The sequence below is a fragment of the Streptomyces coeruleoprunus genome, assembly GCF_039542925.1.
Taxonomy (GTDB): domain Bacteria; phylum Actinomycetota; class Actinomycetes; order Streptomycetales; family Streptomycetaceae; genus Streptomyces; species Streptomyces coeruleoprunus.
In genome coordinates this window covers 1,891,051-1,914,278 of the sequence record NZ_BAABIT010000001.1, presented here as the reverse complement: position 1 = coordinate 1,914,278, position 23,228 = coordinate 1,891,051, and the positions used below count along the sequence as shown (strand labels likewise).

Sequence of the window (23,228 nt, the reverse complement as noted above, 5' to 3'; positions counted from 1 at the left end):
CCATGCCCAAGCCCGGAGAACTCACTTTCGTCGCGCCCCGCGGAGCCAAGAAGCCCCCGCGGCACCTCGCCGACCTCACACCCGCCGAGCGCAAGGAGGCCGTCGCCGCCATCGGCGAGAAGCCGTTCCGCGCCAAGCAGCTGTCCCAGCACTACTTCGCGCGGTACGCCCACGACCCCGCCGAGTGGACCGACATCCCCGCCGCCGCCCGCGAGAAGCTCGCCGGTGAGCTGCTGCCGGAGCTGATGACCGTCGTGCGGCACATCTCGTGCGACGACGACACCACCCGTAAGACGCTGTGGCGGCTGCACGACGGGACGCTCGTCGAGTCGGTGCTGATGCGCTACCCCGACCGCGTCACCATGTGCATCTCGTCGCAGGCCGGGTGCGGGATGAACTGCCCGTTCTGCGCCACCGGCCAGGCCGGTCTCGACCGGAACCTGTCGACCGCGGAGATCGTGCACCAGATCGTCGACGGAATGCGCGCCCTGCGCGACGGCGAGGTCCCGGGCGGCCCGGCGCGGCTGTCGAACATCGTGTTCATGGGCATGGGGGAGCCGCTCGCCAACTACAACCGGGTCGTCGGCGCGATCCGCCGCCTCACCGACCCGGAGCCGGACGGCCTCGGCCTGTCGCAGCGCGGTATCACGGTCTCCACGGTCGGCCTGGTCCCGGCGATGCTGCGCTTCGCCGACGAGGGCTTCAAGTGCCGTCTGGCCCTGTCGCTGCACGCCCCGGACGACGAGCTGCGCGACACGCTGGTACCGGTCAACACGCGCTGGAAGGTCCGCGAGGTCCTGGACGCGGCGTGGGAGTACGCGGAGAAGTCCGGGCGCCGCGTGTCCATCGAGTACGCGCTGATCCGCGACATCAACGACCAGGCGTGGCGGGGCGACCTCCTCGGCCGGCTCCTCAAGGGCAGGCGGGTGCACGTCAACCTGATCCCGCTGAACCCGACGCCCGGCTCGAAGTGGACGGCGTCCCGGCCCGAGGACGAGAAGGCGTTCATCGAGGCGATCGCCGCGCACGGCGTGCCGGTCACCGTCCGCGACACCCGCGGTCAGGAGATCGACGGCGCCTGCGGGCAGCTCGCCGCCTCCGAGCGGTGACCGAAAATCGCCCCGTTGTAGTCTGAGCTCGAACATCTGGATATTCCGACAGGGGAGCGCCACAGCGCTGAGAGTGCGGTGACCGTCAGACCGCAGACCCTCTGAACCTCGCCCAGGTCATTCTGGGTAGGGAGTTCGGTCGTTACTCGAGCTGTTGCGCCCTGCCCGCCGCGCCCGCGGTGGGCAGGGCCGCGTCTCTTCCTGGTCACACCCAGGAGGAATCTCAGTGAGCACCACCAAGGTGAGCACCACCAAGAAGATCACCGTCGGGGCGGTCGCCGCCGCGCTGGGCGTCACGACGCTCACGGCCTGCGGCGACGACTCCGGCGGCGGGAGCGGCGGCGCGAAGCCGAAGACCGTGACGCTCGTCAGCCACGACTCGTTCAACGCGTCCGGCGCCGTGCTGAAGGAGTTCACGAAGCAGACCGGCTACACGGTCAAGGTCCTCAAGAGCGGCGACGCCGGCGAGGCCGTCAACAAGGCCGTGCTGACCAAGGGTGCCCCGCAGGGCGACGTCTTCTTCGGCGTCGACAACACCCTGCTGTCGCGGGCCCTCGACAACGACCTGTTCGAGCCGTACGAGGCGAAGGGCCTCGACCGGGTGCGCGAGCCGTTCCAGCTCGACAAGGGCAAGCACCGCGTCACGCCCGTCGACTTCGGCGACATCTGCGTCAACTACGACAAGAAGTACTTCGCCGACAAGAAGCTCGCGCCGCCGCAGACCTTCGAGGACCTGGCCAAGCCCGCGTACCGGGACCTCCTCGTGGTCGAGAACCCCGAGCGGTCCTCGCCCGGTCTGGGCTTCCTGCTCGGGACGGCCGCCGCGTACGGGGACACGGGCTGGCAGGACTACTGGAAGCGGCTCAAGGCGAACGGCGTCAAGGTCGTCGACAGCTGGGAGATCGCCTACAACCAGGAGTTCTCCGGCTCCTCCGGCGGCAAGAAGGCCAAGGCCGACCGGCCGCTCGTCGTGTCGTACGCGTCCAGCCCGCCCGCCGAGGTGCTCTACGGCGAGCCGCAGCCGAAGACGGCCCCGACCGGGGTGTCCACCGGCACGTGCTTCCGCCAGATCGAGTTCGCCGGTCTCCTCAAGGGCGCCAAGAACCCCGACGGCGGCAAGGCCCTCCTCGACTTCCTGATCGGCAAGACCTTCCAGGAGGACATGCCGCTGAACATGTTCGTGCACCCGGTCGCCAAGGACGCCCGGCTGCCCGAGCTGTTCACGCAGCACGGCGTGGTGATCGACAAGCCGCAGACCATGGCGCCCGAGAAGATCGCCGAGAACCGTGACCAGTGGATCCAGTCGTGGTCCTCGCTCGTCCTGAAGTAGGGACACGGCCCGGCGAAGGCGGCCGGGCCGCCCGGGGCGGCCTGGTGCGGGGGGCACTGCTGCTCGTACCGGCCGCCTTCTTCGCCCTGTTCTTCGCCTACCCCGTGGCCGCGATCGTCGGCCGCGGGCTGGCGGCGGACGGCGTGTGGCGGTTCGACCGGCTCGGCGAGGTGCTGAGCCGGCCGGACATCCTCGACGTGCTGTGGTTCACCACCTGGCAGGCCCTCGCCTCCACGGCGCTCACCCTGCTCGTGGCGCTGCCCGGCGCGTACGTCTTCGCCCGCTTCGAGTTCCCCGGCAAGCAGCTGCTGCGGGCCGTGGTCACGGTGCCGTTCGTGCTGCCGACCGTCGTCGTGGGCACGGCCTTCCTCGCCCTCCTCGGGCGGGGCGGGCTCCTCGACGGGCTGTGGGGCGTGCGGCTCGACACGACGGTGTGGGCGATCCTCCTCGCCCATGTCTTCTTCAACTACGCGGTGGTCGTACGGACCGTCGGCGGGCTGTGGGCGCAGCTCGACCCCCGTCAGGAGGAGGCAGCCCGGGTGCTCGGCGCGTCGCGGTTCGGCGCGTGGCGGAGGGTGACCCTGCCCGCGCTCGCCCCGGCCGTCGCCGCGGCCGCGCTGATGGTGTTCCTGTTCACGTACACGTCGTTCGGTGTGGTCGTGATCCTGGGCGGGCCCGGCTACCGCACGCTGGAGGCGGAGATCTACCGGCAGACGGCGCAGCTGCTCGACCTGCCGACCGCCGCCGTGCTCACCCTGGTGCAGTTCGCCGCCGTCGCCGGCATCCTGGCCGTCCACGCCTGGACCGTACGGCGCCGGGAGGCCACGCTCCGGCTCGTCGACCCGGCCCGCACGGCGCACCGGCCGCGCGGCGCCGGACAGTGGGCGCTCCTCGGCGGCGTCCTCGCCTCCGTGGCGCTGCTGCTCCTGCTGCCGCTCGGCGTGCTGGTCGCCCGGTCGCTCGACGAGTCGGGGGGCCTCGGCTACTACCGGGCGCTGCAGTCCGCCGAGGCGGGCGGCGGCACGTTCCTGGTGCCGCCGCTGGAGGCCGTGGCGAACTCGCTTCAGTACGCGCTGGCCGCGACCGCGATCGCCGTGGTCGTCGGGGGGCTCGCCGCCGCCGCGCTGACCCGGCGGGCCGGGCGGCTCGTGCGGGGCTTCGACGCGCTGCTGATGCTGCCGCTCGGGGTCTCCGCGGTCACCGTCGGCTTCGGGTTCCTCATCGCGCTGGACGAGCCGCCGCTGGATCTGCGCTCGGCGTGGATCCTGGTGCCGCTGGCGCAGGCGCTGGTGGGTGTGCCGTTCGTCGTACGGACGATGCTGCCGGTGCTGCGAGCGGTCGACGTGCGGCTGCGGGAGGCCGCGGCCGTGCTCGGCGCGTCGCCGCTGCGCGCGTGGCGGGAGGTCGACCTGCCGATGGTGCGGCGGGCGCTGCTGATCGCCGCCGGGTTCGCGTTCGCGGTGTCGCTCGGCGAGTTCGGCGCGACCGTGTTCATCGCCCGCGCCGACCGGCCCACGCTGCCGGTGGCCGTGGCGCGGCTGCTCGGCCGGCCCGGCGCCCTCAACTACGGGCAGGCGATGGCCCTGTCCACGATCCTGATGGTGGTGTGCGCGGTGGCGCTGCTGCTGCTCGAACGCGTCCGCCGCGCGGACCGCACGGGGGAGTTCTGACGATGCTTCAGCTCGACGGTGTGACGGTGCGCTTCGGTCCCCGGACCGCGCTGGACGGCGTGGACCTGACGGTCGCCGACCAGGAGATCGTGTGCGTCCTCGGGCCGAGCGGCAGCGGCAAGTCGACCCTGTTGCGGGTCGTCGCCGGGCTCCAGCCGGCCGACGCGGGCCGGGTCCTGCTGGGCGGCGCCGACCAGACGGGCGTGCCCGTCCACCGGCGGGGCGTGGGCCTGATGTTCCAGGACCACCAGCTGTTCCCGCAGCGGGACGTGGCCGGCAACGTCGCCTTCGGGCTGCGCATGCACGGTGTGTCGCGGGCGGAGCGGGGCGCCCGGGTGGCGGAACTCCTCGACCTCGTCGGGCTGCCGGGCGCCGATCGGCGGGCGGTCGCCGCGCTGTCGGGCGGCGAGCAGCAGCGCGTCGCGCTGGCCCGGGCGCTGGCGCCGCGGCCGCGGCTGCTGATGCTGGACGAGCCGCTGGGGCAGCTGGACCGGGGGTTGCGCGAGCGGCTGGTCACGGAGCTGCGGGGGCTGTTCGGGCGGCTCGGTACGACGGTGCTGGCGGTCACGCACGACCAGGGCGAGGCGTTCGCGCTGGCCGACCGGGTGGTCGTGATGAACGAGGGGCGCATCGCCCAGGCGGGCACGCCGCTGGAGGTGTGGCAGCGGCCCGCGTCCGAGTTCGTGGCCCGGTTCCTGGGCTTCGACAACGTGGTCGCGGCGACCGTGTCCGGCGAGGCCGCCGACACGGTGTGGGGCAAGGTGCCGCTGCCCGCGGACACGGTGCAGGGCCCCGCCCGGCTGCTGGTGCGGCCCGCGGGCGTGGTGCTCGGCGACCCGGCGGACGGGCTGCGCTGCACGGTCGAGGGCCGCACCTTCCGCGGCCACCACGTGGCGGTACGGCTCCGCCCGGACGACCCGGCCGCCCCGCCCCTGGAGGCGGAGTGCGCCCTGCGGGACGCGCCGGCCGAGGGGGCCGCCGTCGGGGTGACGTTCACTCCGGACGAGGTCGTCGTTCTCGGCTGACGCTGACGCTGACGCTGACGCTGACGCTGACGCTGACGCTGACGCTGACGCTGACGCTGACGCCTGACGCCTGACGCCTGACGCCTGACGCCTGACGCCTGACGCCTGACGCCTGACGCCTGACGCCTGACGCCTGACGCCTGACGCCTGACGCCTGACGCCTGACGCCTGACGCCTGACGCCTGACGCCTGACGCCTGACGCCTGACGCCTGACGCCTGACGCCTGGCGCTGACGCCCGGCGCCGGCGCTCAGCAGCGGGCGCAGGCCCGGCGCGTGCGCAGCTGGTACGCGCGGGTCGCGCGGCCGAGGGCCAGCCCGTAGACCGAGAACCCGCCGTACGCGACGAGGACCACCCACGGGGCGTGACCGGCGAAGCCGACGTCGACGGCCCCGGTCCACATCAGCGTTCCCACCACCGCCAGGAAGACCCCGAACGGGGCGAGCGTCGCCGCCCCCGCCCAGCCGAGCCCCAGCAGCACCGGCCGCACCGGGCGGGCGCTCCACGCCGTGGTCAGCGCCAGGGCCAGCCCCATGCCGACGAGGGCCAGGACGGCCGTCGCGTCGACCCCGTGGGCGTAGAGGCGCAGCGCGAGGTCGCTGGCGTAGTGCGGGTCCAGGCCCGGGCTGCCCTCGCCCGTGTACCCGATGGTGGAGCCCAGCGCCCAGGCGGTCTTCATCACCGTGTACGGCACGAGCGCGGCCACCGCGACGAAGGCGGCGCGCGTGCGGCGGGGCGCGTCCACCCGCGACCGGCCGCCCCCGCAGTGCGGGCACACGCCACGGGCGCGGCGGCGGTACGCGAGCGCGGCGGCCAGCCACAGGACGGACCCGGCGACGGCGACGCCCTCGTTCGTCCAGGCGGCCCAGTCCATCGGGGGCTGGTTCCGGGAGAGGAAGAACAACACCCGGGTCAGGCTGAACAGGAACCCGAACCCCGACGTCAGACAGAGGCCCACCACCGGCCACGCCAGCCGCACCGGCCACCGCAGCCCCGGCCGCCGCAGCATCACGCCCGCAAGCACCGCCGCGCCCCCGTACAGCGCGGCCAGGATCCACTCGGCCGCCGTGCCGTGCAGGCTGCCCAGCAGCGCGTACCCGAACGCCGGCCCCGTCAGCGCGGCCACGGCGGCGCCCGCCGCGTAGCCCGCGCTCCACACGAGGGCGGCCCGGCCGGCCCAGGACGGCCAGCCGTCCCCCAGTCGTCTCAGCTCCATGCCCGCCAGCCTCGCCGGGGACGCGGCGCCTGGCGTCGCCCCACGGGACGGACCGGCTCCGCCGCCCGGCGGACCCCCGGGTCGGCCTCCGGTCGTGTGCCCTCAGGGTTCAGTCGTCCGCCTCGGCCGTCGGTCCCTGCCGTAGCGCGTCCGTGAGGTCCAGCGTGGCGCACGCGCCGCCGTCCTCCGGGTTGCCGAACGTCAGACGGGCGCGCCCGGCTCCGCCGCCCGGCGGACCCCCGGGTCGGCCCCCGGTCGCGTGTCCTCAGGGTTCAGCTGTCCGCTCCGGCCGTCGGTCCCTGCCGTAGCGCGTCCGTGAGGTCCAGCGTGGCGCACGCGCCGCCGTCCGCCGGGTTGCCGAACGTCGGACGGGCGCCCGGCTCCGCCGCCCGGCGGACCCCCGGGTCGGCCCCCGGTCGTGTGCCCTCAGGGTTCAGTCGTCCGCCTCGGCCGTCGGTCCCTGCCGTACCGCGTCCGTGAGGTCCAGCGTGGCGCACGCGCCGCCGTCCGCCGGGTTGCCGAACGTCAGACGGGCGCGCCCGGCTCCGCCGCCCGGCGGACCTCCGGTCGCGTGCGCTCAGGGTTCAGTCGTCCGCCTCGGCCGTCGGTCCCTGCCGTAGCGCGTCCGTGAGGTCCAGCGTGGCGCACGCGCCGCCGTCCGCCGGGTTGCCGAACGTCAGACGGGCGCCCAGCACCGCCGCCTGGCCGGCCGCGATCGTCAGGCCGAGGCCCAGGCCCTTGCCGACGGCGCTCGTGCGGAAGCGGCGCGGCCCGTTGGCGAGGAGGGGCTCGGGGAAGCCGTGGCCGTGGTCGCGGACCCGGACGACACCCCCGTCCACCTCGACCACCACCGGCTCGGCGCCGTGCCGCAGCGCGTTGGTCACCAGGTTGGTGAGGACGCGCTCGACGCGCCGCCCGTCGGTCTCCACGAACGCGTCGGCGACGACCTCCACGCGTACGCCCGTCGGCGCGTCCACGGCCCGGACCGTGCGCCGGGCCACGGTGCCCAGCTCCACGAGCCGCAGCTCGGGCCGCTCGACACCGTTGTCGAGACGGGCCACTTCCAGCACGTCCTCCATGAGGTCGCGCAACCGGGCGACGCGCTCCTTCACCATCGACTCGGCCCGCCCGTCGGGCAGCAGGCCCGCGGCCGCGACGAGACCGGCGACCGGGGTGCGCAGCTCGTGCGCGATGTTGGCGGTCACGTCCCGCTCGGCGCGCAGCCGCGCCGCCAGCGCGTCGGCCATGGTGTTGACCGCGCGCGTCAGCCGGGCGATCTCGTCCCGGCCGGACTGGGGGAGCCGCGCGTCGAGGTCGCCGCCCGCGATCTGGTCGGCGCGCCGGGCGGAGAGCATCAGCCGCCGCCCCAGGCGGGTGGCGAGCAGCAGGCCGGTGAGCGAGGCGACCGCGGTGCCGACGAGTCCGGCGCGCAACATCCCGGCCTGGAGCTCCGCCGACAGCGGGTCCTCGTGCTGGACCACCGCCAGGACGTGGCCGTCCGCCGGCTTGGCCGCCCAGATGCGCCGCGACCCCCCGTTCTCCTGCAGGTAGGTGGAGCGGCGGCCCCTGCGCACTTCCTGGAGCAGCCGGTCGGGGATGTTCGGCGGGTCGACCTTCAGTCCGTACGACGCCTTTCCCGACCGGGACCACATGCGCTGGGCGGCCTCCAGCCGCTCCATGGCCGTGTCCCGGCCGCGGTCCTCCAGCAGCATCGGCACCTGAGCACCCGTCACCAGCGCGGCGAGCGCCGCCGTGGCGGTGATGGTCGCGCCTATCTTGAGCCGTAGCCCCATGCCCGCCTACCGGCCGCCCAGCCGCAGCAGAGCCTCGGCGGCTTCCTCCACGGTGTCGACCAGGGCGATCCTCGGCTCCATGGACCGGCCTTCGGCCAGCGCCCGCAGCAGCGGCCAGGCAGGCAGGTGCTCCGTCCAGTGCGTCCGGTTGACCAGCACCATCGGGGTCGGTTCGCCGCGCGACTCGTAGTAGTTCGGGGTCGTGTTGTCGAAGATCTCCTGGACCGTGCCGGCAGCGCCCGGCAGGTAGACGACACCGGCGGTGCAGCGGGCCAGCAGGCCGTCCTCGCGCGTGGCGTTGGCGAAGTACTTGGCGATGTGCCCGGCGAACGCGTTCGGCGGCTCGTGGCCGTAGAACCAGGTGGGGACGCCGACCGAGTCGCCGCCCCCGGGCCAGCGGGAGCGCACCTCGAAGGCGACGCGCGCCCAGTCGCCGACGGACGGCGCGTACGACGGCTCCTTGCCGAGCAGCAGCAGCGCCTCGTCCAGCATGCCGTCGGGGTGCGGCGCGGCGTACGCGCCGAGGTTGGCGGCCTCCATGGCGCCGGGCCCGCCGCCGGTCGCGACGGTCAGCCCGGCGCGGGCGAGGCTCCGGCCGAGGCGGGCCGCACCCGCGTAGGCGTCGGTGCCGCGCGCCATCGCGTGCCCGCCCATGACGCCCACGACCGGGACACCGGCGAGCCGTTCGTCGAGCGCGTCGGAGATCGCGTCGTCGTGCACGGCCCGCAGCATCGACGCGAAGATGTCGCCGTCCCGCATGGTCCGCTGGAACCACGCGTACGTACGGGCGTCGGGCGTGGCCTCGTAGCCGTCCCCGGCCAGTCCCGCGAACAGCTCGTCCGGCGTGTAGAGGAGCCCCCGGTACGGGTCGAACGGCACGTCGGGGACGGGCGGGAAGACCAGCGCCCCGTCGGCCCGGACCTTCGCGGCCGCGTCGGGCGCCATCCGGCACCCGAGGAAGACGGCGGCGGTCGCGTCCGCGGAGAGCAGGGCGAACGTACGGTCCATCAGGTCGAGGGACTGGACGCGGCGTCCGACGAGACTGCCGCGCGCGACGGCCTCGTCGAACTTCTCCAGCGTCTCGATCTCGCGGTCGTGTCCGTGGCCGTGGCCGTGCTGCCGGTGAAGGTGCGCCATGCGGCCACGATATGCCCTGCCGTACGGACGTTCGGACTTAGGTCGTGTCCGGCGGATCCTTCCCCAGCCCGCCCCTTCCCGGAACCGGGTCGGCCTTCGAGGAGCGGGGGGTTCGGGGGCAGAGCCCCCCGGTCAGCCTCGCAGCGGCAGTGCCGCCAGTTCCGCCACCACCCACGTGAGCGGGCCGAACACGGCGAGGAGGACGGCGGCCCGCAGCACGGCCGCCGTGCGGAGCATCCCCGCGGGGGCGCCCAGGCGGATCAGCGCGGCGTTGGTGCCCGCGCGGCTCTGCCGGGTCTCCAGGGCGGCGCTCAGCAGGGTCGCCGTGGTGCAGGCCAGCACCAGGGACGCGCCGAGGCCGCTCAGCGGGCCGAGGGGACGGGTGCCGCCCTCCCCGTGCAGGGCGTTCAGGGCGATGGCCGCCGCCACGACCGCGCACACCACGCCCAGGGGCCGGCCGATACGGCGGGCCTCGTCCATCAGGGCGCGCCCCGCGAGCAACCGCGTGGCGCCGGGCCGGTACGCCTGGAGGAGCCGCCCGCACAGGTGGGCGAGGCCGGGACCGGTGACGGCGAGGCCCGCGGCGGTGAGGGTCCAGCCCGCGACGACACCGGCGGGGCTGCCGGTGAAGCCGCCGGGCAGGGGCAGGAGGCCGCCGCCCCCGTCGCGCGCCAGGTACGTCTCGATGGCCAGGCCGATCGCCATCAGGGCCACGCCCCAGGGCAGCCCGGTGGGTGCGGGCGCCGGGTCGAACGGGTCGCGGGCCTCGTCGGGCAGCGGCTCCGGGCCGATGCGGGGCTTGCGGGGCCGCAGGAGGAGCCCGGCCGCGGACGCCGCGGCGAGCGGCACGACGGCGAGCAGGGTCAGCGCGCCCGGCAGGGGCAGCGGCAGCCCGGCGCCCAGCAGGTCGGCGGCGGCCCCGTCGAAGGGCAGGCCGGTGAGGTCGCCCCGCAGGTGCAGGAAGAAGAGCAGCGCGAGCGCCGAGCCGAGCGTGCAGGAGATCGCGGTGGACGTGGCCGCGATGGCGGTCAGCTTGGCCGGCCCCAGGCCCAGCGAGGACAGCCCCGGGCGGGGCCTGGTGCTGGGGTCCGTACGGGCCACGGCGACCGCCAGGTGGACCGTCGCGGCCAGCGGCACAGCGCACCAGGCGAGCCGCAGCACGGCCCCGGAGGAGGCGCCGGGGTGCGCCAGCGCGTAGCCGAGGGCGCACAGCAGCAGGAACCCCACCCCGGCCGACGCGGCCGTGACCAGGAGGCGGCGCAGCAGGACGAGGGGGTGGGAGCGGCGGGCTAGGCGGAGAGCGAGCACGCGTCGCGGCCCTCCGCTCCGTTGACCTCGACGGAGTTGACGCGCCGGCCGTCGAGGAGGGCGACCGTGCGGTCGGCGAGTTCGGCGACGTCCGCGTCGTGCGTGGCGAGGACGACGGTGATGCGGTGGGAGCGGGCCGCGGCCGTGAGGGTGCGCAGCACCTGCGAGGCCTCCGCGCTGTGCAGGGTCGCGGTCGGCTCGTCCGCGAACAGGACGGTCGGCATGGAGACCAGGGCGCGGGCGACGGCGACGCGCTGGCGCTGGAACTGGAGCAGGCCGCGCGGCCGGCGGGTCGCGCAGGGGCCGATGTCCAGGCGTTCCAGCCATTCGAGTGCCGCCGCCTTGGCGGCGCGGTGGGAGCAGCCGCGCAGCAGCAGCGGCAGGGCGGCGTTCTCCCAGGCGGTCAGCTCGGGCACGAGGGTGGGCTCGGGGTCGATCCAGCCGAACCGGTCGCGCCGCAGCCGCTCGCGCTGGAGCGTGCCCATGGTGTGGACGGGGGCGCTGTTGAACCAGACCTCGCCCTCCTGGGCGACGAGCTGGCCGGCCAGACAGCGCAGCAGCGTGGTCTTGCCCGCGCCGCGCGGCCCGTGCACGGCCAGGATCTCGGCCTCCCGGACGCCGAGGGACACCCCGGTGAGCGCGGGGGAGCCGTTGTACGTGTGGTGCAGTGCACGTGCCCACAGCACGTCGTTGTCCGGCGGGGCCACCATGTCAGTCACACCTCAGATCAGCTCGGAGCCGTTCATGTCCCCCCGAACCGGTCGGAACATAACACGCGGCTCATCGGGGCCCAACGCGGTGCGCCGGAACGGGAAACGGCCGTGGCCCGGATGCACCCGCCTGGGTGAATCCGGGCCACGGCCGGCCGACGAACGGACGTCGGGGAGACCGGACGGGTGAGGGAGAGCGCCGGTCGGCCCCGGTCGGGTCGATCAGAGCTTCGTCCACGCCTCCGTCAGGGTGGCGCGCAGGATCTGCTCGATCTCGTCGAACGTCGACTGGTCGGAGACCAGCGGCGGCGCGAGCTGGACGACCGGGTCGCCGCGGTCGTCGGCGCGGCAGTACAGGCCGTTGTCGAACAGCGCCTTGGAGAGGAACCCGTACAGGACGCGCTCGGTCTCCTCCTCGTTGAACGACTCCTTCGTGGCCTTGTCCTTCACCAGCTCGATGCCGTAGAAGTAGCCGTTTCCGCGCACGTCGCCGACGATGGGCAGGTCGTGGAGCTTCTCCAGCGTCGCGCGGAAGGCGCCCTCGTTGTCCAGCACGTGCTGGTTGAGGTTCTCGCGCTCGAAGATGTCGAGGTTGGCGAGGCCGACCGCCGCGGAGACCGGGTGGCCGCCGAAGGTGTAGCCGTGCAGGAACGTGTTGTCGCCCTTGTAGAACGGCTCGGCGATGCGGTCGGAGATGATGCACGCGCCGATCGGGGAGTAGCCCGAGGTCATGCCCTTGGCGCAGGTGATCATGTCCGGCACGTAGCCGAACTTGTCGCAGGCGAACATCGTGCCGAGGCGGCCGAAGGCGCAGATGACCTCGTCCGACACCAGCAGCACGTCGTACTGGTCGCAGATCTCGCGGACCCGCTGGAAGTACCCGGGCGGCGGCGGGAAGCAGCCGCCGGCGTTCTGCACCGGCTCCAGGAAGACCGCGGCGACGGTGTCCGGGCCCTCGAAGAGGATCTGCTGCTCGATCTGGTCGGCGGCCCAGCGGCCGAAGGCCTCGGGGTCGTCGCCGAAGATCGGGGCGCGGTAGATGTTGGTGTTGGGCACCTTGTGCGCGCCCGGCACCAGCGGCTCGAACGGGGCCTTCAGGCCCGGCAGGCCGGTGATGGACAGGGCGCCCTGCGGGGTGCCGTGGTAGGCGACGGCCCGCGAGATGACCTTGTGCTTGGTCGGCTTGCCGACGAGCTTGAAGTACTGCTTCGCCAGCTTCCAGGCGGTCTCGACCGCCTCGCCGCCGCCGGTGGTGAAGAAGACCTTGTTCAGGTCGCCGGGGGCGTGGTGGGCGAGGCGCTCGGCCAGCTCCACGGCCTTCGGGTGGGCGTACGACCACACGGGGAAGAACGCGAGTTCCTGGGCCTGCTTGTAGGCGGTCTCGGCCAGCTCGGTCCGGCCGTGGCCCGCCTGCACCACGAACAGGCCGGCGAGGCCGTCGAGGTAGCGCTTGCCCTTGTCGTCGTAGATGTAGGTGCCCTCACCGCGGACGATGGTCGGGACGGGGGTGTTCTCGTACGACGACATGCGGGTGAAGTGCATCCACAGGTGGTCGTAGGCGGTCTTGGAGAGGTCCTTGCTCACGGCTATCGGGTTCCCCACATGTAGGTCTGCTTCTTGAGCTTGAGGTAGACGAAGCTCTCGGTGGAGCGCACGCCGGGGAGGGTGCGGATGCGCTTGTTGATCACATCCAGCAGGTGGTCGTCGTCCTCGCAGACGATCTCCACCATCAGGTCGAACGAGCCCGCGGTCATCACCACGTACTCGCACTCGGGCATGGCGGTCAGCGCGTCGGCCACCGGGTCCACATCGCCCTCGACGTTGATGCCGAGCATCGCCTGCCGGCGGAAGCCCACGGTGAGCGGGTCCGTGACGGCGACGATCTGCATCACGTTCTGGTCGAGGAGCTTCTGGACGCGCTGCCGTACGGCCGCCTCGGACAGGCCGACGGCCTTGCCGATGGCGGCGTAGGGACGGCGTCCGTCCTCCTGGAGCTGTTCGATGATCGCCAGGGACACGGCATCGATCGCGGGGGACGATCCATTACCGGTCCTGGGCTCTGCGCTTCGACTGGCCACAACCCCACTGTGCACCGAGAGTCGTCAGTCTTGCAACCCCAGAACGATGAAATTCGTTGTTCAAGGCTCTTGATCTTACTGAATCCGAAGTTCTGGAGGGTCGGGGCTGTCGAAAGCGTGGCCCCAGCGATTAGGCTGGGTGTCTCATCCACCGGACAAGCCGGTGAACCAGGGACACCGAGATCGACAGGAGGGGTGGCCACGTGACCACCGAACTGCGTCGTCTGCGCAACTACATCAACGGCGAGTTCCGGGATGCCGCCGACGGACGGACCATCGACGTCGTCAACCCCGCCACCGGGGAGGTCTACGCGACCTCTCCGCTCTCCGGCCAGGCGGACGTGGACGCCGCCATGGAAGCCGCCGCGGCCGCGTTCCCGGCCTGGCGCGACACCACCCCGGCCGAGCGCCAGAAGGCCCTGCTGAAGATCGCCGACGCGTTCGAGGAGCGCGCCGAGGACCTCATCGCCGCCGAGTGCGAGAACACCGGCAAGCCGGTCGAGCTGACCCGCTCCGAAGAGATCCCGCCGATGGTGGACCAGATCCGTTTCTTCGCGGGCGCCGCCCGTCTGCTCGAAGGCCGCTCCGCCGGCGAGTACATGGAGGGCATGACCTCGATCATCCGGCGCGAGCCGGTCGGCGTCTGCGCCCAGGTCGCGCCGTGGAACTACCCGATGATGATGGCCGTGTGGAAGTTCGCGCCGGCCATCGCCGCGGGCAACACCGTCGTCCTCAAGCCGTCGGACACCACGCCCGCCTCGACCGTGCTGATCGCCGAGATCATCGGCTCGATCCTGCCCAAGGGCGTCTTCAACGTCATCTGCGGCGACCGCGAGACCGGCCGCGCCATGGTCGAGCACCCCACGCCCGCGATGGCGTCCATCACCGGCTCCGTACGGGCCGGCATGCAGGTCGCCGAGTCCGCCTCCAAGGACGTCAAGCGCGTCCACCTGGAGCTGGGCGGCAAGGCCCCCGTCGTCGTCTTCGAGGACACCGACATCGCCAAGGCCGTCGAGGACATCTCCGTCGCCGGCTTCTTCAACGCCGGCCAGGACTGCACCGCCGCCACCCGCGTCCTCGTCCACGAGTCCATCCACGACGAGTTCGTGGCCGCGCTCGCCAAGGCCGCCGCGGAGACCAAGACCGGCATGCCCGACGACGCGGACGTGCTGTACGGCCCGCTCAACAACGCCAACCAGCTCAAGCAGGTCACCGGCTTCATCGACCGCCTGCCGGCGCACGCCAAGGTCGAGGCGGGCGGCCACCGGGTCGGCGACAAGGGCTACTTCTACGCCCCCACCGTCGTCTCCGGCCTCAAGCAGGACGACGAGATCGTCCAGAACGAGGTCTTCGGCCCCGTCATCACCGTCCAGTCGTTCCGCGACGAGGAGCAGGCGGTCGAGTACGCCAACGGCGTCGAGTACGCCCTCGCGTCCTCCGTCTGGACCAAGGACCACGCCCGCGCCATGCGGATGTCCAAGGCCCTCGACTTCGGCTGCGTGTGGATCAACACCCACATCCCGCTCGTCGCGGAGATGCCGCACGGCGGCTTCAAGAAGTCCGGCTACGGCAAGGACCTCTCGGCGTACGGCTTCGAGGACTACACGCGCATCAAGCACGTGATGACCTCGCTCGGCTGACGTCGTAGCGGCAGGTGACAGGAAGGGCGGGCCCCCACGGGCCCGCCCTTCCGCCGTCTCCTGGGCACTGGCGACTCCGCCGTTCCCGGGCAGCGTCCCTCACGGAGTGCGGAACAGCAGCACCGCGCTCTGCCCGCCGAAGCCGGACGAATGGCTCAGCGCCGCCCGCACCGGCCTGCGCCGGGGCGACTTGGTGACCACGTCCAGGTCGATGTCCGGGTCCAGCCGGTCGAGGTTGGCGGTCGGCGGGATCGCCTGGTGGCACAGCGTCAGCACCGTGCACACCGCCTCCACCGCGCCCGCACCGCCGATCGCGTGACCGAGCACGCTCTTCACCGCCGTCACCGGCGGCGGCGTCCCCCGGAACAGCCGGCGCAGCACCCGCGCCTCCGTCAGGTCGTCCAGCGGCGTCCCCGCCCCGTCCGCGTTGACGTGGTCGATGTCGTCCGGGCCCAGACCCGCGTCGCCCAGCGCCGCCCGGACCGCCCGCTCCAGCCCCTCGGGGCGCCGGCTGCCCGACGCCGCCCCGTACCCGGCGAGCACCGCCCGCACCGGGGCCCGCCGCGCCCGCGCGTCCGCCAGCCGCTCCAGGACGAGCACGCCCGCCCCCTCGCCCAGCACGAACCCGTCCCGGTCCGCGTCGAACGGCCGCGACGCGCCCGCCGGGTCGTGCCGCCGCGACGACAGCGCGCCCATCCGGCTGAACGCGGCGGCCGCCAGCGGATGGCGGGCGCTCTCGCTGCCGCCCGTCACCACGACGTCGCAGCAGCCCGCCCGCAGCAGGTCCCGCGCGACCCCGATGGCGGTCGCCCCCGAGGAGCAGCCGCTGGAGGTCAGGAACCCCGGGCCCATCACGCCCAGGGCGCCGGCCACCTCCTCGGCCAGCGTGTTGGACGCCTCGGCGCTGCCGGTGGCCCCGCCCCCGTGGCCCAGCACCAGCGCCACCCGTGCGCCTCCCCACCCCGATGACGCCCCGGCGGGCCCGGGCGCCCAGCCCGCGTCGGCGACCGCCTCCCGGGCGGCGGCGAGGCCCAGCCGGACGCACCGCTCGGCCGTACGCCCCGGGGCCGCCGGACCGTCGAAGCCGGCCACGCGGCAGGAGAAGTCGACGGGCAGCCCCGTGAGGCGTGCGTCCCGGGCGGCCAGGGACCGCCCGTCCAGCAGGCCGTCCCAGGTGGACTCCACGTCGGGGCCCGCCGGGGTGACCAGCCCCAGACCCGTGACGGCGATGTCGTTCGGCTGTCGTGCGGGGACGCGTTCTCGGACGTGCAAGGTCGACTCCAGGCGGACGCGAGCGGAGGGGGAGTGACAACTGCGGGGAAGCGGAGGCAACGGCGAAGAGCCAGCGGAGAAGCGACACCTTATGGGCGGGCCGGTACGCCGCAGGGACACCGCGGGACCGATCGGCGGCGTACGCGGGGCAAAAGCACCCGCGAGGGTGACGCCCCCAGCCCGCACCCCGGTCGACCCCCCAGCCGGCACCCCGGTCGGCACCCTGTGGGCGACACCACAGCCGGGGCGGTGCGAACCGCTGAGGAACCGTCAATTCCACACGAAGAATGCCCGTATGAAGAAGGACGATGTGCTCGGACCCGCCGTCACCCTCGGGCTGTTCGCCGCCTGGGCCCTCCACGACGCCGAGGAGGTGGCCTTCGGCCCGCGCTGGCTGCGCGCCCGCCTGCCCGAGCTGCGGGAACGCTTCCCGTCCGTGCCCGAACGCGCCTGGCGGACCATCGCCGCCACCGACCAGCGGCAGTTCAACGCCGCCGTCGGCGTGATGGGGACCATCGTCGGCGCCGCCGCCGTCGCGGGCGCCCGCACGGGCGGCCGGTCCGGCTTCTACCAGGGCGCCCTGACCGGCTTCGGCCTCCACGGCCTCGTCCACCTGGCCCAGGCCGCCGCCGTGCGCGGCTATACGCCCGGCTCCGCGACCTCGCCGCTCGTCGTCGTGCCGTTCACCCTCTGGGCGCGCGGACGGCTGCGTCGCGCGGGCGTTCTGCGGCCCACGCGTGCCCGTGACGCCGTGGCCGGGCTGGCGCTGGCGGCAGGCGCCACCATCCTCTCGCACACGGTCGCCCGGAGCGTCACGGGGGCCCGGTAAAGGGGCGGTAAACCCGGGCGTACGCTGCGCGTATGACCGAACCGAGAGCCCTGTTGCGGCGCATACGCCTGTGGTTGGCGTTCTTCATCGTGTGCCTGGTGCTGAGCGGGGCGACCGCGTTCCCGCTCGTCACCGAACTGCGCCTCGCGGAAGGCGCGCTGACCGGGTGGGCCTCGCCCGTCGCCGACGTGTTCCCCGGCCTCATGGAGTGGATCCAGCGCGTCAGCGCCGGCCTCGACGCGGCCGACTCCCAGTACCCGTTCCTGCTGTACGGCACGGACTGGCTGGCCTTCGCGCACCTGGTCATCGCGGTCGCCTTCTACGGCCCGTACCGCGATCCCGTGCGCAACATCTGGGTCGTCGACTTCGGCATCATCGCGTGCGCCGGCATCATCCCGCTCGCCCTGATCTGCGGCCCGATCCGGGGCATCCCCTTCTGGTGGTCGGTCATCGACATGTCGTTCGGGGTGTTCGGCGTGCTGCCGCTCCTCGTCGTACGCCGCCACATCAAGCGCCTGGAGGCGCTGACGGAACCGGTCGGCGTGCGGAGCCTCGCCGCCTAGCCGTTCCCGACGCGGGCGTCGTGCGCGACGCCGGTGCGGACCCGTGGGTTCACGTACGGGCTCCCGTCAGTACGGACGTGAGCGTGTCCACCCGGTTGGTGGTGATGGCGTCCACCCCGTCGTCGATCAGCCTGCGCATGGTCCTGCGGGTGTCGGCGGTCCAGGCCGACACCAGCAGCCCGTCCCGGTGCACCCGCTCCGTCAGCGCGCGGCTGACCAGGCCGAACCGGTAGTTGAGCCAGCGCGGCGCCAGCGCGTCGACCAGGACCGGGCGCGGCGGGGCCAGCGTCGTCCAGGTCAGGGAGATCTCGGCGGCCGGGTCGGCGGCCCGGACCAGCAGCATGGCGGGGGCGCTGGAGCAGTAGAAGACCCGGTCGGCGGCCTCGCACTCGCGGACCGTGCCCACGACGGTGCGCACGGACTCCTCCGTCGCGCCCCGCAGGTCGATCATCACCCGGTACGGGTCCGACGCGAGCAGCGCCTCGCTCAGTGTGGGCACGCCTTCGGGCCCGGTCAGGGACCGCACCTCGGCCAGCGACAGCGCCGACAGCGGCCGGTCGATCCGCCACAGCCGCCGCAGCGTGTCGTCGTGGAGCAGGACCGGCACACCGTCCCAGGTGAGCCGGACGTCGATCTCCACCGCGTCGGCGCCGCGCGCCAGGGCCGAGCGGATCGACGCGAGGGTGTTCTCACGGACCCGGTAGGGGTCGCCCCGGTGCGCGACGGCGATGACGGAACGCATGGCCCCATTCTCGGGGCCGGACCGGTCAGGGCGCGAGCCACTGCTCCGTGTAGGCGTCGATCTCCGCGGCGATCCGGGCCTTGCCGGCCTCGTCCAGGAAGGACGCCTCGACGGCGTTCCTGGCCAGACGGGCGACGCCCCGCTCGTCCAGGCCGAGGAGGCGGGCTGCGACCTCGTACTCGGTGTTGAGATCGGTACCGAACATCGGCGGGTCGTCGGAGTTGATCGTCACCAGCACGCCCGCGGCGACCATCTCCTTGATGGGGTGCTTGTCCAGGTCGGTGACCGCCCGCGTGGCGATGTTGGACGTCGGGCAGACCTCCAGGGCGATGCGGTTCTCCGCCAGGTGGGCCAGCAGCTCGGGGTCCTGGGTGGCGCTCGTGCCGTGGCCGATGCGCTCGGCGCCCAGCTCGCGCAGGGCGTCCCAGATGGTCTGCGGCCCCGTGGTCTCGCCGGCGTGCGGGACGGAGCGCAGCCCTGCCGCGATGGCCCGGTCGAAGTACGGCTTGAACTGCGGGCGCGGCACGCCGATCTCCGGGCCGCCGAGCCCGAACGAGACCAGGCCCTCGGGCCGCAGGTCCACGGCCAGCCGCGTGGTCTCCTCGGCGGCCTCCAGACCGGCCTCGCCCGGGATGTCGAAGCACCAGCGCAGGATGACGCCCAGCTCCTGCTCGGCGGCGAGGCGGGCGTCCTCGATGGCCGCCATGAACGCCTTCTCGTCGATGCCGCGGCGGGTCGAGCTGAACGGCGTGATCGTCAGCTCGGCGTAGCGGATGTTCTGGCGGGCCATGTCACGGGCGACCTCGAAGGTCAGCAGCCGCACGTCCTCGGGGGTGCGGACCAGGTCGACGACCGACAGGTAGACCTCGATGAAGTGCGCGAAGTCGGTGAACGTGAAGTAGTCCGCCAGCGCCTCGGGATCCGTGGGCACCTTCGAGTCCGGGTGGCGCGCGGCCAGCTCGGAGACGATCCGCGGGGACGCCGAGCCGACGTGGTGCACGTGCAGTTCGGCCTTGGGCAGTCCCGCGATGAAGGGGCGCAGATCGGTCATCGGTGTCCTCCGTACGGGTGGGCGTCCCTGGTCACGGATCATCGTAGGCGGGTCGTTAGCATGACCGGACACGATGGGGGAGGCCCATGTCAGAGAACAGCGAACGGAACGATCCCTGGGCGCCGCCGGAGAACCGGGCGCCCCAGGACCGCGTGGACCTGGGCAAGACGGCGCCCACGCCGGCGCCGCACGACCAGCCGACCGTCACGTCCATGCCCGCCGCGGGGCCCGGCACGACGGACGGCGCCGACGTCCCGCCGCCCCCGGTGGCCCCCGGCGGACCCGCGCAGCCGGCGCCCGGCCCGTACGGGTACCCGGCGCCCACCACGACGCAGTTCGGCGCCGCCTACGGCTACCCGGGCGCCGGCTACCCCGGCTACGCGCCGTACGGCCCCGGCGGCTGGGGCCCGGCCCCGGCGAACGGGCTCGGCGTCGCGTCCATGGTCCTCGGCATCATCTCGCTGGTCGGCTGCTGGGCGTACGGCCTGGGCATCATCCTCGGCATCCTCGCACTGATCTTCGGGCTCATCGGCCGCAAGCGCGTGCAGCGCGGCGAGGCGAACAACGGCCCCATGGCGACGGCGGGCATCGTCACCGGCTCCGTCGGGATCGCCCTGGGCGCCCTGGTCCTCGGCCTGATCATCTGGGCCATCGCGCAGGACATCAAGAACGGCGGCGACTCCGACTGGGACTCGTCCTCCGCGATCTCCGCCACCGCGGTGGTCACGGATCACGTCCGCTGAACCATCGGTATCGCCGCCGGGCGGCGCACCGCCGGGCGATGATGGGGGACGAAGATCTTCAGCGGAGGGGAGACCACCCATGTCCGATCCGAACCAGCCGCAGCCCGGCGGCTTCGGGCCCGGCCCGTACGGTCCCGGCCAGCCGGCCCAGCCCGGCTACGGATCACAGCCCGGCTACGGGTATCCGGCAGCGGGTGCCCCGCAGCAGCCCGGCTACGGGTATCCCGCACCGGGCGCCCCGCAGCAGCCCCCCGTCGGCTACCCGGCTGCGCCGCCCGTGTCCCCGTACGCCGCTCCGATGCCCGCGTACGGGGTCGCCCAGCCCAGCAACGGCATGGGCACCGCGGGCCTGGTGCTCGGCATCATCGGCGTCGTGTGCAGCGTGACCTTCGTGATGTGGTTCCTGGGCATCGTCCTCGGGATCCTCGCGATCATCTTCAGCGCGGTCGGCCGGGGCAAGGCCACCCGCGGCGAGGCGACCAACAAGGGGGCCGCGACCGCGGGGCTGGTGCTCGGCATCGTCGCGACGGTGCTGCTGCCCACGATCGGCCTGCTGTTCTTCGCGAGCTTCGCCGGCGCCCTCTGACGCGGACGCGCCCGGTACCGGGCCCGGCACGGTACGCCGTGCCGGGCCCGTCCCGTGTGGCGCGGGCCGCGCTGCTCAGCCCTCCAGCAGCCGCGCCCGCGCGTCCATCAGGGCGAAGCCCAGCAGGTTGAGGCCGCGCCAGCGCGCCGGGTCGTGGGCGCGCTCGTCGTCGGCCGCGAGGCCGATGCCCCAGACGCGGTCGACCGGGCTCGCCTCGACCAGCACGCGGTGGCCCGTGCCCAGCAGATAGCGGCGCAGCTCGGCGTTCTGCCCGAACTTGTGCACGCTGCCCGCCACGACGATGCCGAACCGCTCGCGCTCCCACACCGACTCGTCGAAGCCGCGCACGAGCCGCCCGGCCTTCTTCGCCAGGGCCGGGTTCGCCGCCTCCACGGCCTGCCGCTCGGCCTCCGCGTCGCCGAAGAGCCGGGCCTTGGACGCCATCATCCAGTGCTCCGCCGTCGCGTACGCGACCCCGTCGACCGTGAACGGCGACGGCCACCACTGGCTCAGACAGCTCGCCCCGATCTCCCCGTCCGGTCGCGGACGGTGCCCCCAGAAGTGCAGAAACTTGACCCGTTCACCCCTGCTGACCTGCCCGATCAGCGCATCCAACCGTTCCATGCACGCGAGTCTCGCAGCCGCCACCGACAGTCCGTACGAAGATTTTCGGACCGGCGCGACACATGGTCGACCGAATCCGTCGCGTAACCAAAAGGCAACAACGGAATCCCTTGTTGGGTGGGGATGCCTCTGTCAGGATCGGCACTCAACTCAGGCTGGGACAACGGAGAGCGTCATGGCGAACGGCTTCCAGGCAGCGGAGAACACGGCGGAGCACGCAGCGCGGGACTCCGCGCGGAACACCTCGGTACGGACCCGGGCCCAGGCCCTGAGCGACGCCCGGCGAGCCTTCGCGGACGGCGCCCAGTACATTGGCGGCCGACTGCGCCCCGGCACGTCCGGCCGTACGCACACCGTGGTCGACCCCGCCACCGGCGAGGAGGTCCTCACCTACGAACTGGCCGGGCCCGCCGACGTGGACGCCGCCGTCGCCGCCGCCCGCGAGGCCTTCCCCGGCTGGGCGGCCGCCACCCCCGGCGAGCGCTCCGACGCCCTGCACCGCCTCGCCGCCGTACTGGCCGAGCGGGCCGAGGACTTCGCCCGCGCCGAGTCCCTCCAGTGCGGCAAACCCCTGAAGCTGACCCGCGAGTTCGACGTGCCCGGCACCATCGACAACACCGCCTTCTTCGCCGGTGCCGCCCGCCACCTCCAGGGCCAGTCCGCCGGCGAGTACAGCGGCGACCACACCTCGTACGTCCGCCGCGAACCCATCGGTGTCGTCGGCTCCGTCGCCCCCTGGAACTACCCCCTGCAGATGGCCGCCTGGAAGATCCTCCCGGCCGTCGCCGCCGGCAACACCATCGTCCTCAAGCCCGCCGAACTCACCCCGCTCACCAGCCTGATGTTCGCGCGGGCAGCCACCGACGCGGGCATCCCCGACGGCGTCATCAACATCGTCACCGGCGCCGGCCGGGACGCCGGCGAGCACCTGGTGAGCCACCCCCACGTCGCCATGACCTCCTTCACCGGCTCCACACCCGTCGGCAAGCGGGTCGCCGAACTGGCCACCTCCACCGTCAAGCGCCTCCACCTCGAACTGGGCGGCAAGGCCCCCTTCGTCGTCTTCGACGACGCCGACCTGGAGGCCGCCGTCCACGGCGCCGTCGCCGGCGCGCTCATCAACACCGGCCAGGACTGCACCGCCGCCACCCGCGCCTACGTGCAGCGCCCGCTGTACGCGGCGTTCACCGAGCGGGTCGCCGCCCTCATGGAGACCGTCCGGCTCGGCGATCCCTTCGACGAGACCACCGACCTCGGCCCCCTCATCAGCCACGCGCAGCGCGACCGCGTCGCCGCCTTCGTCGACCGGGCCCGCGCCCACGCCACCGTCGTCACCAGCGGGGAGCCCCTCAAGGACCACGGCGGCGCCTACTACCGGCCCACCCTCGTCACCGGCGCCGCCCAGGACAGCGAGATCGTCCAGGCGGAGATCTTCGGGCCCGTCCTCGCCGTCCTGCCCTTCGACACCGACGACGAGGGCCTCGCCCTCGCCAACGACACCCCCTACGGCCTCGCCGCCTCGGCCTGGACCCGCGACGTCTACCGCGCCGGCCGCGCCACCCGCGAGATCAAGGCGGGCTGTGTCTGGGTCAACGACCACATCCCGATCATCAGCGAGATGCCGCACGGCGGGTACCGCGCGTCCGGCTTCGGAAAGGACATGTCAACGTACTCCTTCGAGGAGTACACCCAGGTCAAGCACGTGATGTTCGACAACACCGCGATCGCCAGGAAGGACTGGCACCGCACGATCTTCGGGGACCGATAGCCGACCGAGGTGGCCGCCGGACCAGCGGCCCGAC

Annotated in this window: 21 protein-coding genes; 10 read left to right on the top strand and 11 right to left on the bottom strand. The window is 73.3% G+C overall.

The annotated features are described in order from the left end of the window. Positions 1–2: 2 nt before the first annotated feature. From rlmN to ABEB09_RS08085, 4 genes are all read left to right on the top strand, one after another. A complete protein-coding gene (gene rlmN, locus ABEB09_RS08100; RefSeq protein ID WP_345688556.1) occupies positions 3–1,109 on the top strand; it encodes a dual-specificity RNA methyltransferase RlmN in 1,107 nt (368 codons plus the stop codon). Positions 1,110–1,350: 241 nt separating this feature from the next. Beyond that, positions 1,351–2,439: a thiamine ABC transporter substrate-binding protein gene (locus ABEB09_RS08095; RefSeq protein ID WP_345693873.1), complete on the top strand. Its 1,089-nt coding sequence runs from the start codon at positions 1,351–1,353 to the stop codon at positions 2,437–2,439. Continuing rightward, entirely contained in the window at positions 2,415–4,109 is a 1,695-nt protein-coding gene (locus ABEB09_RS08090) for an ABC transporter permease (RefSeq protein ID WP_380841116.1), read from the top strand. The genes ABEB09_RS08095 and ABEB09_RS08090 overlap by 25 nt, the downstream gene beginning before the upstream one ends. 2 nt (positions 4,110–4,111) lie before the next feature. Beyond that, positions 4,112–5,134, top strand: coding sequence for an ABC transporter ATP-binding protein (locus ABEB09_RS08085; protein WP_345688551.1), 1,023 nt, complete (start codon positions 4,112–4,114; stop codon positions 5,132–5,134). Between the two features lie 250 nt (positions 5,135–5,384). Here ABEB09_RS08085 and ABEB09_RS08080 read toward each other — a convergent pair whose 3' ends face one another. The 7 genes from ABEB09_RS08080 to ABEB09_RS08050 form a co-directional block, all read right to left on the bottom strand. Continuing rightward, positions 5,385–6,350, bottom strand: a complete 966-nt coding sequence (locus ABEB09_RS08080) for a hypothetical protein (protein WP_345688549.1) — start codon at positions 6,348–6,350, stop codon at positions 5,385–5,387. 584 nt (positions 6,351–6,934) lie between these two features. Further along, a complete protein-coding gene (locus ABEB09_RS08075) occupies positions 6,935–8,143 on the bottom strand; it encodes a sensor histidine kinase (RefSeq protein ID WP_345688547.1) in 1,209 nt (402 codons plus the stop codon). A 6-nt stretch (positions 8,144–8,149) separates the two neighbouring features. Next, the gene (locus ABEB09_RS08070) at positions 8,150–9,280 is read right to left on the bottom strand and encodes an LOG family protein (protein WP_345688545.1); all 1,131 of its coding nucleotides are present in this window, start codon (positions 9,278–9,280) and stop codon (positions 8,150–8,152) included. A 132-nt stretch (positions 9,281–9,412) separates the two neighbouring features. Continuing rightward, entirely contained in the window at positions 9,413–10,588 is a 1,176-nt protein-coding gene (locus ABEB09_RS08065; RefSeq protein WP_345688543.1) for a hypothetical protein, read from the bottom strand. Further along, positions 10,570–11,298 carry an ABC transporter ATP-binding protein gene (locus ABEB09_RS08060; protein ID WP_345693872.1) on the bottom strand — a complete coding sequence of 243 codons (729 nt, stop codon included), beginning with the start codon at positions 11,296–11,298 and terminating at the stop codon, positions 10,570–10,572. The genes ABEB09_RS08065 and ABEB09_RS08060 overlap by 19 nt, the downstream gene beginning before the upstream one ends. A 222-nt stretch (positions 11,299–11,520) precedes the next feature. Beyond that, positions 11,521–12,900, bottom strand: a complete 1,380-nt coding sequence (locus tag ABEB09_RS08055; RefSeq protein WP_345688541.1) for an aspartate aminotransferase family protein — start codon at positions 12,898–12,900, stop codon at positions 11,521–11,523. Continuing rightward, positions 12,885–13,376: an Lrp/AsnC family transcriptional regulator gene (locus ABEB09_RS08050; RefSeq protein ID WP_345688539.1), complete on the bottom strand. Its 492-nt coding sequence runs from the start codon at positions 13,374–13,376 to the stop codon at positions 12,885–12,887. Before ABEB09_RS08050 ends, ABEB09_RS08055 begins: the two co-directional genes overlap by 16 nt. 203 nt (positions 13,377–13,579) lie before the next feature. Between ABEB09_RS08050 and ABEB09_RS08045 the strand changes: the two genes are divergently transcribed. Further along, positions 13,580–15,016 (top strand): gamma-aminobutyraldehyde dehydrogenase, encoded by a 1,437-nt coding sequence (locus ABEB09_RS08045; protein WP_345688537.1) that lies wholly within the window; start codon positions 13,580–13,582, stop codon positions 15,014–15,016. A gap of 99 nt (positions 15,017–15,115) precedes the next feature. On the opposite strand, the gene ABEB09_RS08040 is transcribed toward ABEB09_RS08045, so the two are convergent. Continuing rightward, entirely contained in the window at positions 15,116–16,288 is a 1,173-nt protein-coding gene (locus ABEB09_RS08040; RefSeq protein ID WP_345688535.1) for a beta-ketoacyl-[acyl-carrier-protein] synthase family protein, read from the bottom strand. 295 nt (positions 16,289–16,583) lie between these two features. Here ABEB09_RS08040 and ABEB09_RS08035 point away from each other — a divergent pair, with 295 nt between their 5' ends. Continuing rightward, complete coding sequence (locus tag ABEB09_RS08035) at positions 16,584–17,117, top strand: HXXEE domain-containing protein (protein WP_345688533.1); 534 nt, start codon at positions 16,584–16,586, stop codon at positions 17,115–17,117. Positions 17,118–17,149: 32 nt separating this feature from the next. After that, positions 17,150–17,680, top strand: a complete 531-nt coding sequence (locus ABEB09_RS08030) for a hypothetical protein (RefSeq protein WP_345688531.1) — start codon at positions 17,150–17,152, stop codon at positions 17,678–17,680. A 49-nt stretch (positions 17,681–17,729) separates the two neighbouring features. Here the strand turns inward: ABEB09_RS08030 and ABEB09_RS08025 are convergent, their stop codons facing one another. Together ABEB09_RS08025 and ABEB09_RS08020 are read right to left on the bottom strand one after the other, a co-directional pair. Then, the gene (locus tag ABEB09_RS08025; RefSeq protein ID WP_345688529.1) at positions 17,730–18,422 is read right to left on the bottom strand and encodes a glycerophosphodiester phosphodiesterase; all 693 of its coding nucleotides are present in this window, start codon (positions 18,420–18,422) and stop codon (positions 17,730–17,732) included. Positions 18,423–18,447: 25 nt separating this feature from the next. Next, complete coding sequence (locus ABEB09_RS08020) at positions 18,448–19,473, bottom strand: adenosine deaminase (protein WP_345688526.1); 1,026 nt, start codon at positions 19,471–19,473, stop codon at positions 18,448–18,450. Between the two features lie 86 nt (positions 19,474–19,559). Between ABEB09_RS08020 and ABEB09_RS08015 the strand changes: the two genes are divergently transcribed. Together ABEB09_RS08015 and ABEB09_RS08010 are read left to right on the top strand one after the other, a co-directional pair. Next, complete coding sequence (locus tag ABEB09_RS08015) at positions 19,560–20,216, top strand: DUF4190 domain-containing protein (protein ID WP_345688524.1); 657 nt, start codon at positions 19,560–19,562, stop codon at positions 20,214–20,216. Between the two features lie 79 nt (positions 20,217–20,295). Beyond that, entirely contained in the window at positions 20,296–20,802 is a 507-nt protein-coding gene (locus ABEB09_RS08010) for a DUF4190 domain-containing protein (protein WP_345688522.1), read from the top strand. 75 nt (positions 20,803–20,877) lie between these two features. Here the strand turns inward: ABEB09_RS08010 and ybiA are convergent, their stop codons facing one another. Further along, the gene (gene ybiA / locus ABEB09_RS08005; protein WP_345688520.1) at positions 20,878–21,426 is read right to left on the bottom strand and encodes a riboflavin biosynthesis intermediates N-glycosidase; all 549 of its coding nucleotides are present in this window, start codon (positions 21,424–21,426) and stop codon (positions 20,878–20,880) included. Positions 21,427–21,601: 175 nt separating this feature from the next. Between ybiA and ABEB09_RS08000 the strand changes: the two genes are divergently transcribed. Next, positions 21,602–23,194, top strand: a complete 1,593-nt coding sequence (locus ABEB09_RS08000) for a gamma-aminobutyraldehyde dehydrogenase (protein ID WP_345688518.1) — start codon at positions 21,602–21,604, stop codon at positions 23,192–23,194. The last annotated feature ends 34 nt before the right edge of the window (positions 23,195–23,228 follow it).